The sequence below is a fragment of the Parasphingorhabdus sp. genome, from assembly GCF_048267785.1.
GTDB lineage: Bacteria > Pseudomonadota > Alphaproteobacteria > Sphingomonadales > Sphingomonadaceae > Parasphingorhabdus.
Genome location: NZ_JBLWWU010000019.1, coordinates 62,461 through 74,285, shown reverse-complemented (window position 1 = coordinate 74,285; position 11,825 = coordinate 62,461). Strand labels below are relative to the sequence as shown.

15 protein-coding genes and 1 tRNA gene are annotated in these 11,825 nt (G+C 56.9%); 5 read left to right on the top strand and 11 right to left on the bottom strand.

Annotation, left to right across the window (positions count from 1 at the left end):
• Positions 1–158 precede the first annotated feature (158 nt).
• Positions 159–1,547 carry a recombinase family protein gene (locus ACN0VD_RS14380; RefSeq protein ID WP_417595438.1) on the top strand — a complete coding sequence of 463 codons (1,389 nt, stop codon included), beginning with the start codon at positions 159–161 and terminating at the stop codon, positions 1,545–1,547.
• 208 nt (positions 1,548–1,755) lie between these two features.
• Here ACN0VD_RS14380 and ACN0VD_RS14375 read toward each other — a convergent pair.
• The 10 genes from ACN0VD_RS14375 to hisB all read right to left on the bottom strand — a co-directional run bounded on the left by ACN0VD_RS14375 (position 1,756) and on the right by hisB (position 7,975).
• Positions 1,756–1,831 (bottom strand) — tRNA-Phe (locus ACN0VD_RS14375).
• A gap of 101 nt (positions 1,832–1,932) precedes the next feature.
• Positions 1,933–2,136: a DNA gyrase inhibitor YacG gene (locus tag ACN0VD_RS14370; RefSeq protein ID WP_417595436.1), complete on the bottom strand. Its 204-nt coding sequence runs from the start codon at positions 2,134–2,136 to the stop codon at positions 1,933–1,935.
• A gap of 3 nt (positions 2,137–2,139) precedes the next feature.
• Positions 2,140–3,609 (bottom strand): sodium-dependent transporter, encoded by a 1,470-nt coding sequence (locus ACN0VD_RS14365; RefSeq protein ID WP_417595434.1) that lies wholly within the window; start codon positions 3,607–3,609, stop codon positions 2,140–2,142.
• Positions 3,610–3,661: 52 nt separating this feature from the next.
• Positions 3,662–4,042, bottom strand: coding sequence for a histidine triad nucleotide-binding protein (locus ACN0VD_RS14360; protein WP_417595432.1), 381 nt, complete (start codon positions 4,040–4,042; stop codon positions 3,662–3,664).
• Positions 4,042–4,362, bottom strand: a complete 321-nt coding sequence (locus ACN0VD_RS14355) for a phosphoribosyl-ATP diphosphatase (RefSeq protein WP_417595452.1) — start codon at positions 4,360–4,362, stop codon at positions 4,042–4,044. The genes ACN0VD_RS14360 and ACN0VD_RS14355 overlap by 1 nt, the downstream gene beginning before the upstream one ends.
• 153 nt (positions 4,363–4,515) lie before the next feature.
• Positions 4,516–4,872, bottom strand: a complete 357-nt coding sequence (locus ACN0VD_RS14350) for a PEP-CTERM sorting domain-containing protein (protein ID WP_417595450.1) — start codon at positions 4,870–4,872, stop codon at positions 4,516–4,518.
• Positions 4,873–5,078: 206 nt separating this feature from the next.
• A complete protein-coding gene (gene hisF, locus ACN0VD_RS14345) occupies positions 5,079–5,840 on the bottom strand; it encodes an imidazole glycerol phosphate synthase subunit HisF (protein WP_417595430.1) in 762 nt (253 codons plus the stop codon).
• A 105-nt stretch (positions 5,841–5,945) separates the two neighbouring features.
• Positions 5,946–6,674: a 1-(5-phosphoribosyl)-5-[(5-phosphoribosylamino)methylideneamino]imidazole-4-carboxamide isomerase gene (gene hisA, locus ACN0VD_RS14340; RefSeq protein ID WP_417595428.1), complete on the bottom strand. Its 729-nt coding sequence runs from the start codon at positions 6,672–6,674 to the stop codon at positions 5,946–5,948.
• Positions 6,675–6,768: 94 nt separating this feature from the next.
• Complete coding sequence (gene hisH / locus ACN0VD_RS14335; protein ID WP_417595426.1) at positions 6,769–7,389, bottom strand: imidazole glycerol phosphate synthase subunit HisH; 621 nt, start codon at positions 7,387–7,389, stop codon at positions 6,769–6,771.
• Positions 7,382–7,975 (bottom strand): imidazoleglycerol-phosphate dehydratase HisB, encoded by a 594-nt coding sequence (hisB, locus tag ACN0VD_RS14330; RefSeq protein ID WP_417595424.1) that lies wholly within the window; start codon positions 7,973–7,975, stop codon positions 7,382–7,384. The genes hisH and hisB overlap by 8 nt, the downstream gene beginning before the upstream one ends.
• Before the next feature lie 114 nt (positions 7,976–8,089).
• Here hisB and ACN0VD_RS14325 point away from each other — a divergent pair, with 114 nt between their 5' ends.
• The 3 genes from ACN0VD_RS14325 to ACN0VD_RS14315 are packed head-to-tail and all read left to right on the top strand — an operon-like array spanning position 8,090 to position 10,278.
• Positions 8,090–8,575 (top strand): SspB family protein, encoded by a 486-nt coding sequence (locus ACN0VD_RS14325; protein WP_417595422.1) that lies wholly within the window; start codon positions 8,090–8,092, stop codon positions 8,573–8,575.
• Complete coding sequence (gene fumC / locus ACN0VD_RS14320; protein ID WP_417595420.1) at positions 8,572–9,966, top strand: class II fumarate hydratase; 1,395 nt, start codon at positions 8,572–8,574, stop codon at positions 9,964–9,966. Before ACN0VD_RS14325 ends, fumC begins: the two co-directional genes overlap by 4 nt.
• Before the next feature lie 18 nt (positions 9,967–9,984).
• Positions 9,985–10,278 (top strand): hypothetical protein, encoded by a 294-nt coding sequence (locus ACN0VD_RS14315; protein ID WP_417595418.1) that lies wholly within the window; start codon positions 9,985–9,987, stop codon positions 10,276–10,278.
• Here the strand turns inward: ACN0VD_RS14315 and ACN0VD_RS14310 are convergent.
• Positions 10,261–10,872 (bottom strand): DUF2585 domain-containing protein, encoded by a 612-nt coding sequence (locus ACN0VD_RS14310; RefSeq protein ID WP_417595416.1) that lies wholly within the window; start codon positions 10,870–10,872, stop codon positions 10,261–10,263. The genes ACN0VD_RS14315 and ACN0VD_RS14310 overlap by 18 nt on opposite strands.
• 189 nt (positions 10,873–11,061) lie before the next feature.
• On the opposite strand from ACN0VD_RS14310, the gene kduD reads away from it, so the two are divergent.
• On the top strand, positions 11,062–11,823 hold the full coding sequence (gene kduD / locus ACN0VD_RS14305; protein ID WP_417595448.1) for a 2-dehydro-3-deoxy-D-gluconate 5-dehydrogenase KduD: 762 nt from the start codon (positions 11,062–11,064) through the stop codon (positions 11,821–11,823).
• The last annotated feature ends 2 nt before the right edge of the window (positions 11,824–11,825 follow it).

The following is an 11,825-nucleotide window of genomic DNA, read 5'->3' as shown; positions in this document are numbered from 1 at the left end:
CGCGCAGTGTCACCGGCCAATCGGCGCTTGCCAGCCTCCATGAACTCCTTCGACCAGACGTAATATAGGCTCTGTGCGATGCCTTCCTTGCGGCACAGTTCGGCAATGCTGTCATCGCCGCGCAGAACCGCCCTGCCATATCGCAGCTACTGGATGATGTGAAAGCGGGCAAGGTCGATGTTATCGTTGTCTACAAGGTTGACCGACTGACACGGTCCCTCGCTGATTTTGCCAAGATTGTTGAGATACTGGATGAGAATGAAGCCAGCTTCGTCAGCGTCACACAATCGTTCAACACGACAACCAGCATGGGGCGTCTGACACTGAACGTGCTTCTGTCCTTCGCGCAGTTCGAGCGGGAGGTCACCGGAGAACGCATCCGAGACAAGGTCGCGGCATCCAAGAAGAAAGGAATGTGGATGGGGGGCGGGGTTCCGTTCGGATATGAGGTTGTGGAACGCCAGCTGGTGATCAACCAGTCTGAAGCGGAAATCGTGCGCTGGATGTTCGAGCGCTACACAGAGTTGAAATCAGTGCCGCAGCTGGTCGAGGAAATGGCGGCGAAGGGTATCAAAACCAGAATGCGCGTCTGGAAAACTGGGAAAGTTGTCGGCGGAGTTACCTTCAAGACCGGCACCGTGACCCATCTCCTTCAGAACCCGGTCTATGTTGGCAAGGTGAAGCACAAGGAAAATATCTATGATGGGGCCCACCAAGCCATCATCTGTCAGGAGCTGTTTGATCTTGTTCAATCCAACTTTCAAGCGAATCGAAGCACCAATGCACTGGGCAAGAAAAGCCGCAATCCAAGTCTGCTAACGGGACTAGTAATGGATCCCGATGGGAAACCGATGACTCCCACCCATGCAACCAAGGGATCAAAACGATTTCGCTATTATGTGACACGGACCCTGCCAGGGGACCAATCAATCAAATGGCGTATGCCGGCTGGAGAAATCGAGCGACTGGTCGTCGGTACCATTGCCAAGCAACTAGGCGATATCGTTTCTGACGGGTCTGAGACCGCTGAGCAGCTCTCCGAGCAACTGAACAAACGTCAGGAGATTGCGAACGCCCTTCCCGGCATGTCTATCAGAGAGCAGCGCAATATATTACTCGGCCGGAAGACCCGCGTGGAAGTCCAAGAAGCGGTTATAAAAATATATTCCAAACCATGGGACGATGATGAGGTCTCCTCAATTTCCGTCAAAGCCAAGCTGGTGAGCAAGGGATCGGACTTGAAGCTTGCTATCGCGCCTGACCAAGGCCCACCCAAACGTGATCCGGATCCAGTGCTCCTGCGATTGATCGCTCATGCGTTTGCAGCACAGGATCTTCTGCTCTCAGGTAAACCCTCAGCGATGATCGCAGAATATAGCCCGCGCCATCTTCAGCAGCTAACCCGGCTGAGCTATCTTGCCCCTGACATTATCTCCGCGATTATTGATGGTACTCAGCCTGTTGATCTGACGGGCCGCAAGATCCTGCGGATTGGCAGCGTTCCGCTCTGCTGGACCGAACAGCGAAAGCTGCTTGGCTTTAACTGAAGCCCAAAACCACTTAAATCCAATAGTGCATCTGGTGCCAGCGTTTTGGGCCATGGAGATAAATGGGCATTATATTCTACGATGGCCGCGGCCAAATGGTCTCTGGTCACCGGAGTTCCCATACCACCTTAGGTAACTCTCTGAGAACTAGGCATTAAATGTGTACACGTTGGCGGTGTTGCGAGATGTTGAAATTTAAGGAAAAAGGTGGTGCCCGAGGGCGGATTCGAACCACCGACACAGCGATTTTCAGTCGCTTGCTCTACCAACTGAGCTACTCGGGCATCTGCGCCTGCGCGTTGCGCTGGCTGCGTTAGGAAGCGACGCTATAGGCGGGCCTGTTACCGCTTGTCCAGCCTAAAAATGGCGGCTTTGTTGCAACTGCTCAACCCTCCCCGCTGCGGCCCGAATCATCGGCAAAATGATCGGCGAGCTGGTCAGGCGAAACTGCCGGTCCGGGTATTTTATAACCGTCTCCCAGCCATTTCAGCAAATCGCGATCCTTGCATCCGGCACTGCAGAACGGCGCCCATTTTTCGCTGCCCGCATTCCGGCAGACCGGGCATTTTGGAGCTTTTGTCCCTGCCATCAGCTACCCGATACCAAATAATTGCGGGAATAGGCCGGACAGAAGAATGGCGATTATCACCAGCGGACACAACCAGCGCACAAGGAAAAGCCAAATGCGATGCAAATTGCCGTCGAGACCATTTTCGCTGTCGATCAGCCTGCGGTCGGCGATCCAGCCGACAAAAATAGCGACGAGCAGCGCAGATGTTGGCAGCAGAATTTTTGCGGTAAGCTCGTCGATGATGCCGAATACCGGCTGACCGGAAAAGATCATGAAATCAAACGGCTGGAAATCGGCCTGACTGTTGAACGAAAAGCTTGCCCAGGCACCGATCAGGAAGGCCAGCCCGCCTAACAGGATTGTCACCAGCCAGCGCGGCTTGTTGAAACGCCCTATCGCCCAGCTGACAGATGCCTCAAGCAGTGCAACCGAACTGGTCAAAGCCGCGAAAAACACCATGATGAAGAACAGCAACCCGATCAGCGATCCCGCCGGCATGGCCTGAAACGCCACCGGCAGATTGACGAACAGCAGTCCAAGGCCGCCCTGGACCTGTTCCTGGCCATCCAATATTGCAGTCAGACTGGCCGGAGCCAGCGCGGCAAATGTGATTGGAAATATCGCCAGACCGGCGATAATCGCAACCGACGTATCGGCCGTCGCGATCTGGGCAGATGTTTTCGCAAGATTGATGTCCCGCGCCGCATAGGCACCGTAGGTAATCATCAGCGCCGAACCCAGGGATAATGAGAACAAAGCCTGACCGAGCGCGGACAGCTGGACCGACGGGTCGAGCAATCGCGCCGGTTCGAAATCAAACAGGAAAGCAAGCGCGGCCCCGAATGATCCGGTAAAGGCACCGTAGATGGTGATCGCAATCAACAGCAGGAAAAAAATGGGCATCAACCAGACGGCGACTTTTTCGATACCACTACTGACACCGCGACCGACAGCGAATATCGTCAAAGCCATAAAAATCGCGTGCATCGCCAGCATTTCGCTGCTGTTCGCTTGCAGGGTCGGCAACAGCCCCTGCACCTGATCGACCGACAAATCCTGCAAAGCCCCTTGCGTCAGACCACCCGAAGCGAACGCATGGGCAACATCTCCGGCAAAAATGCCGATAAAATGCACGATCCACCCTGCCAGGACGCTGTAATAGGTGAGGATCAGGAAAGCACCGACCATCCCGACACCGGCAGCGACGGACCACCAGCTTGAGGCACGCGACTCGACCGCCAGCTTCTTCATGCTTTCGATAGCGGAGCCCTTGCCGTGGCGACCGATGAGGGTTTCGGACAGCAGGATCGGCAAACCGATCAGCAAAACGCAGAAAATATAGAATATGACAAAGGCGCCGCCGCCATTGGCCCCTGCTTCAGCTGGGAATCGCACCAAATTGCCAAGCCCGACTGCGGAACCGATTGCTGCCAAAACAAATGCTGTGCGCGAAGACCAACCTTCGCCTCGCGGTGCTGCTGCGCCTGCCATCTATGCTTCTCCCCGATATTCCGGACCGGTTGCGGTCTTGTTACCTCTGTTACTAGCTGCGCATCAGCATCGGGCCAAGCGGTTTTCCGGCAAATATGTGAACGTGAAGATGGGCCACTTCCTGATGGCCATTCTTGCCTATATTGGCGAGCAGGCGATAGCCCGGTTCAACCATCCCCGCTTCGCGCGCGACATGGCCGACGGCGCGAACAAATCCGGCGATCTCTGCATCGCTCGCGGTGGCGGAAAAATCATCCCAACTGACATAGCGGCCTTTCGGGATCACCAATATATGATCGGGTGCCTGCGGATTGATATCGTGAAAGGCGAGCGCCCATTCGTCTTCATAGACGGTCTTGTTGGGGATTTCCCCGCGCAGGATTTTCGCGAATATATTGTCGTCATCATATGGCAGGGTCGGGTCTATTGCCATCAGCTTGCTCCTCTTGCCGCTTTTTCTTCCAGTCCGGACAGGCCCTCGCGGCGTGCCAGTTCGGTGGTCACGTCATCGAGAGACAGGTCCATGTCGGCCAGCAGAACCATCAGGTGAAACAACAGATCAGCGGCTTCCCCGGTCATCCCCGCCCTGTCATCTAGCACGGCAGCAATGACCGCTTCGGTCGCTTCTTCCCCAAGCTTTTCGGCCATTTTGGCGCGGCCTTTGGCCCGCAGACTGGCGACGTAGCTTTGGTCCGGCTCCGCTTCGCGGCGTTCCAAAATCGTGCGTTCGAGAGATTTGAGAATATTGGTCATCGCTGACGGTGATGCGCGACGAATCGCTTGTTCGTCAAGTCCTAGCGGCACAAGTTTGGTCATCTCATAAAAAAGGGCCGCCAGTGCCCCCACTGACGACCCGGTACCGGCCAACCCGTAATTGGAGAACAGGCGGCACGGGAATCGTTGTCGTTAATGCTTTTTGCGGCGACGAGCGGCCATGCGGCCAGCAGCCAGTCCGGCCAGACCAAGACTGAGCATCAGCATGTTCGACGGTTCAGGAACAGGAGTCCCCCCTGAAGAACCTGTCGCCCCCCCATGGCCAGATGATCCCCCGTGGCCAGATGACCCCCCATGACCGGATGACCCCCAGCCCGAACTGCCCCATCCGGAACTGCCGCCACGCGAACTGCTTCCGCGCGAGCTACCGCCGCCGGAACTGCTCCAGCCCTTGACGCTGCCACGACTGTCACTGCTCCAAGTTGCTTCAGCCGGAGCGGCAGCTACGACGGCAATCGCTGCAGCAGCGGCCCAGATTGTACATTTCATCAGTTTCACGATCGAATTCCATTCCCAATTTCAAAAGTCCTATGGGAATAGTTAAGCAAGAGCCTTGCCAGTTCGCCGAAAAGCGCGAATTCAGGGCGGAAGAATAGTTAATGATATTTCGGAAAATCACCAGATGTAAAGTAAACCGACATTAACCATCCCCCAATATGGCGATAATCCGGGAATATTTACAATTTTCGGCGGGATCAGGCCCGGGCAGGCAGCTTCGCGGCGCGCAACGCGGCATGGGCCTCGGCTATGCTATATTGGCCGAAGTGGAATATCGAGGCGGCGAGCACCGCATTGGCGTGGCCTTTTGTTACACCCTCGACCAGATGGTCGAGATTCCCGACCCCGCCGCTTGCTACCACCGGAATCGATACAGCATCGGCCAGCGTGCGGGTCAGTTCCAGATCATAGCCGTCGCGGGTGCCGTCGCGGTCCATAGAGGTCACCAGCAGCTCCCCTGCCCCGAGATCGGCCATACGGACAGCATGTTCCAGCGCGTCGATCCCGGTCGGCGTGCGGCCGCCATGGGTGAATATTTCCCAGCGCCCTTCCGCGACTTTCCGCGCATCGATCGAGGCAACCATACACTGGCTGCCGAAACGGGTAGCGATGTCGCTGACCACTTCGGGCCGGGAGACAGCGGCGCTGTTCACCGCGACCTTGTCCGCGCCGGCCATCAGCAGCGCGCGGGCATCTTCCGCGCTGCGGACACCACCGCCAACCGTCACCGGCATGAAGCAGACTTCCGCAGTCCGTCGCACCACATCGATGATCGTATCGCGCTTTTCATGACTAGCGGTAATGTCGAGGAAGCAAAGCTCGTCGGCCCCTGCGGCATCATAAGCCTGCGCTTGCTCGACCGGATCGCCGGCGTCCTGCAGATCGACGAAATTGACGCCCTTGACCACCCGGCCATTGGCAACATCGAGACAGGGAATGACGCGGATTCGAACGGTCATGGCTTGGTCGCCCCGGCGAAGGCTGGGGCCCAACCCGATATCAGGGGGTCCAGCAAATGTGGTTTAGGTCCCAGCCTTCGCTGGGACGACAATATCGCAAACAACTCAACCACGATTGGCCATCGCAATCGCAGTCGCCAGATCTAGTCTGCCGTCATATAGCGCCCGCCCGGTAATCACGCCTTCAATCCCGTCCTGGGCAAACTGGCTGAGCATATGGATATCATCCAGCCCCTTAACCCCGCCGCTGGCAACGACCGGGATATCGACACCACGCGCCAAGTCCACGGTGGCTTCGATATTGCAGCCGGTTAGCATGCCATCGCGGCCGACATCGGTGAACAATATCGACGCTACGCCTGCATCTTCAAAGCGGCGGGCGAGATCGCGCACACTGACATCCGACACATCGGCCCAACCTTCGGTCGCAACCATGCCGTCGCGCGCGTCCACCGCAACGACAATACCGCCTTCATATTCCTTCGCCATGTCCTTGACGAAATCCGGATCCTTGAGCGCCGCCGTGCCGATCACCAGCCGCGCCACGCCCAGTTCGAACCAGCGCTCGACCGTCTCGCGATTGCGGATGCCCCCGCCCAGCTGCACATAGCCGGGAAAGCTGGCTACGATGGCTTCCACCGCTTCGGCATTGCGGGGCGATCCGGCAAAGGCGCCGTCGAGATCGACGACATGAATATGCTCGGCACCGGCTGCGGCAAACAGGCCGGCCTGCTCCGCCGGATTGTCGCCATAAACCGTGGCACGATCCATATCGCCTTCTGCGAGGCGAACGACTTCGCCTGATTTCAGGTCAATTGCGGGAAAGACGATCATTTCAAATATTCCGTTCGTGGGGAGCTTGTCGAACCATGGCGATCTGACGAGAAAGGCCCTTCGACAGGCTCAGGACGAACGGTATTCAGCATGGTCATGGTTTCCACTCCAGAAAACGATTGAGAAAGGCCAGTCCATAGGCCTGGCTTTTCTCCGGATGAAACTGCACGCCGACAATATTGTCGCGACCCACCGCCGAAACCAGAGGCCCACCGTGGCTGGTCTTGGCCAAGATATCCGCCTCTTTCGCGGCGTCAAAATGATAGCCGTGCAGATAATAAGCTTCGCCGGACTCGAGCAGATCATGGCCCTCCGTCGGGGTAACGTCGTTCCAGCCCATATGCGGGATTTTTATGTCGTCGCCGGAAGCCTCGATCGCCTTTACCGTTCCGCTGATCCAGCCGAGACCATCATGCTCGCCAAATTCGATGCCCTTGTCGGCGAGCATCTGCATCCCGACACAAATGCCGAGAAAAGGTATGCCGTTACCGCGGACCCGCCGGTCCATTGCGTCGACCATGCCGTCGATCCTGACCAGTGCATCGCGGCAGGCACCAAAGGCGCCAACGCCCGGCAATATAATCCGGTCCGCTCGCGCCACCAATTCAGGATCGGCGGTTACCGCCACATCTCCAGCCCCTGCAGCCATCAGCGCATTGTGAACACTATGCAAATTGCCGGCACCGAAATCGATCAGCGCAATTGTCTCAGCCACCCAACTGCCCCTTGGTCGAGGGAATCGCGTCGCCCTTGCGCGGATCGCGCTCTACTGCCTGACGCATCGCCCGGGCAAAGCCCTTGAAGATGCTTTCCGCGATATGGTGATTATTCTCGCCGTAGAGCAGCTCGATATGCAGCGTGATTCCCGCAGCATCCGCGACACTGTGAAACCAGTGTTTGAACAATTCCGTATCCATCTCGCCGAGCCGTTCCTGCGTGAAACCGGCATTCCAGACGAAATAGGGCCGGCCGGAAATATCCAGCGCCACCCGGCTCAACGTCTCGTCCATTGGCGAATAAGCGCTACCGTAACGCACGATCCCGGCCTTGTCGCCAAGCGCCTGATGGATCGCCTGACCGACCGCAATGGCGCTGTCCTCGGTGGTATGGTGCTGATCGACGTGGAGATCACCCTTGATCCGCAATTTCAGATCAATCAGCGAATGACGCGAAAATTGCTCGATCATATGATCAAGAAAACCGATGCCGGTAGACACGTCATATTGACCGGTCCCGTCGAGGTCCAACTCGACAAAAATCTCGGTTTCCTTGGTGTTTCGCTCGATTGTCGCTGTTCTCATGCAACAGGCCTATAATGGCTTGGACAAATCAGGCAAGAATTTCGCGGCCTTTGGACAGTGCGAAATTCATTTTACGCTCTTGACCCGATGCCCGCTACGCGCCACCTAGTGCAAATGAGTGATGAAGCAGCCGATAGCCTGATTCCATATGATGAAATCGTACAGGAAGCCCTGCGCGCGGTAGTCGGCCGGGTGCTGGGAGAAGTTGTAAAAGATGGCCTGCCCGGCGAACATCATTTTTACATCACCTTCAAGACCCGCGCGCCCGGAGTCGACATTCCAGATCATCTGATCGCGCGATTTCCGGACGAAATGACAATTGTCATCCAGAACCGCTATTGGGACCTGAAGGTTGACGAAGATCGCTTTGAAGTCGGGCTGAGCTTCAACCAGATCAGTTCGATGCTTCATATCCCCTTCGCGGCGATAACCTCCTTCGTTGATCCGGCGGTGGATTTTGCACTGCAATTTCACGTTGATGAAGTCGAAGGCGATGTGAACGATCATGACCCGGCGGAAAATGACGGTGAGACGGAAACCGTCAAACCGGTCGATGACGGCTCCAACGTGGTGACGGTGGACTTCGGCAAGAAAAAGTGAGCGGGACCCGCACCGAGACCGACTCGCTTGGCGAGATAGAAGTCCCCGCCGATGCCTATTGGGGTGCACAGACACAGCGCAGCCTCGAGAATTTCCCCTTTCCCCGACAGGAACGCATGCCGATCCGGTTGATCCACGCGCTTGCGGCGGTCAAACAGGCGGCTGCAAGGGTGAACGGCATCCATGGACTGGAACCGGAAATTGCTGCAGCAATTGAAAAAGCGGCCAATGCCGTGCGCACCGGCGAATATGACAACCAGTTTCCTCTGACCATCTGGCAGACCGGCTCGGGCACCCAGTCGAACATGAACGTCAATGAAGTGATCGCCGGTATCGCCAATGAAGCCATCTATGGCACGCGGGGCGGCAAATATCCGGTCCATCCCAATGACCATGTCAATCGCGGACAATCATCCAATGACAGCTTCCCGACCGCCATGCATGTGGCGGCAGCACGGGCGCTCGAGGTTGAGCTGTTCCCCGCGCTGGAACAATTGCACGACGCGCTCGCAGAGAAAGCCCGGCAGTGGAAGTCGATTGTCAAGATCGGCCGCACCCATTTGCAGGACGCCACGCCGCTGACCCTCGGACAGGAATTTTCCGGCTATGCCGCGCAACTGGTGGCGGCGCGCGACCGGGTCGAGACGGTATTGCCCCGATTGCGCCAGCTGGCGCAAGGCGGCACCGCCGTTGGGACCGGCCTGAATGCACCGGAAAATTTCGGCGAGAATATCGCCAAGGAAATCTCGAAGATCACCGGCCTCAAATTTACCTCCGCCCCGAACAAATTCGCCGAACTGGCCGCGCATGACACGATGGTCGAATTGTCCGGCGCGCTCAACACGCTGGCGGTGTCGCTGACCAAGATCGCCAATGATATCCGCCTGCTCGGATCCGGCCCGCGTTCCGGTCTTGGCGAGCTGGACCTGCCCGCCAATGAACCGGGCAGCTCGATCATGCCGGGCAAGGTCAATCCGACCCAGTGTGAGATGCTGACCATGGTCGCCGCGCAGGTCATCGGCAATCATCAGGCGGTGACCGTCGGCGGACTGCAGGGCCATCTCGAACTCAATGTATTCAAGCCCCTGATCGCCGCCAATGTCCTGCGTTCGATCGAGATTATCTCGATCGGCATGTCGAGCTTTTCCGAACGCTGCGTGGAAGGTCTGGAGGCTAATGAAGCGCAAATCAAGGAACTGGTGGATAACAGCCTGATGCTGGTGACCGCGCTTGCCCCGGTGATCGGCTATGACAAGGCTGCGGCGATTGCCAAATATGCCCATAAAACCGGCCAGACGCTGCGCGCATCCGCGCTGGAGCTCGGTCTGGTTGACGCAGAAACCTACGATACCCATGTAAGAGCTGAGAATATGGTCGGCAAAAATGGCTGATCCGGGAACAAGAACAACATGTCGCTAATCAGAAATATATTTACCACGATGGTCGGTTACGAGGCGCGCAAGCACACTACGGGTCATGGCTTGCGCAATTTCGGCCTCGGCATGCTCGCGGCCCGCATCGCCACGCGATCCGTCCCCGGTGCGCTTCTGGTCGGCGGAGCGCTGATCGCGAAAAAGCTCTATGATGATAAAAAGGAGGCAGAAACCCTGCCCGCATCCGAGGCAGTTATCGAGATCGAAGGCCGTCCGGTTCCTGTAGACAGCGAAAATACGGCAAAACCGGCGTTAAGGCTTCCCGGTTAGCCAATAGCCGGTACCGGCCGCCTGCCAGTCCTTCACTTCTTCGATCGGAACCGTGAGCATCAGGATGTTGAGCGCCAGATTGTCACGGATCATATAGCCGGTGAACAGCTCGAAAATCACCGCGATTGCCAGCGTCGCCTTCCATGGCAAGCGCGAGGCGAGAAAGAATCCGACGATCATCCATGCAATATCGGCCATCGAGTTGATGATAGAATCGCCTTCATAACCATAGGAAATGGTCGCCTCGCGATAGCGGTCGATGATGACCGGCGAGTTTTCCAGCACTTCCCATGCGCCCTCGACCAATATCGAAAGGCAGAGGATGACACCGAGCGGGAACAGCTTCGGGAATCGCTTGCGCAAGAGATGGCCGATACCGAAGAAGATGAACCCGTGAATGATATGGCTCATCGTATACCAGTCGGCGAGATGCTGACTGTTTTCCGAAGATTGCACGACGCCCTGCCACAGCTTGACCGTACCGCAGGCACAGATCGGCGGGCGTCCCATGCCAAACAGGATCAACCCGAATAAGGCGAATAATATCAACGCGATCAGCGCACTGCTCTTGCTGATCCTGAGCGGCCATTTCATCCTGCACTTCCTCCCGCGCAACGATCATGTGAGAACAGCTTATCCCCCCAATTGCAATATTGATTGTAACCGGCATTGCTGTAAGCATTTTGAAAGTCGCTGAATATTTAGCTATTGGGAGACGTTGCACCTGTCACGGTGCTTCAATTGCGTAACGGTACCGTCACTACAAAGGGCGCAAACATCACCATGTTCGACCTCACGGATAAAACCGCCATCGTCACCGGCGCCAACACGGGTATCGGTCAGGGAATAGCACTGGCTCTTGCCGGCGCAGGCGCGAATATTGCCGCCGTCGGACGCACGGCCGCAACCGAAACCGTCGAAAGGGTGCGCGCACAAGGCCGCCGCGCCGAGATTATTCAAGCCGATCTTTCGACCGTGGAACCGGTTGATTTTATCATTGATGAAGCAAAGGAAAAATTCGGCAGGATAGATATTCTGGTGAACAATGCCGGCATTATCCGTCGCGGGGCCGCGATCGACTTTAGCGAAGAGGATTGGGACGCCGTCATTGATCTTAATCTCAAGAGCCTGTTCTTTTTGAGCCAGGCGGTTGGGCGCGAAATGATGTCTGCCCATCAGGTCGACGGGCGGATTGGCAAGATCATCAACATTGCCTCGATGCTGAGTTTCCAGGGCGGCGCCCATGCGGCCAGCTATACTGCTTCGAAATCCGGCGTCGCTGGATTGACCAAGCTGCTGGCCAATGAGTGGGCGGACAAGGGTGTCTGTGTCAATGCGATCGCACCGGGCTATATCGCTACCAATAATACCGCAGGACTGCAGGCCGACAAAACCCGTAACCGGCAGATTCTGGACCGGATTCCCGCCGGTCGCTGGGGCGATCCGTTGGACATTGGGGGCGCAGCGGTATTTTTGGCATCGTCGGCATCGGATTATGTTCAGGGGCACATATTGGCCGTAGACGGCGGATGGCTTGCGCGATAACA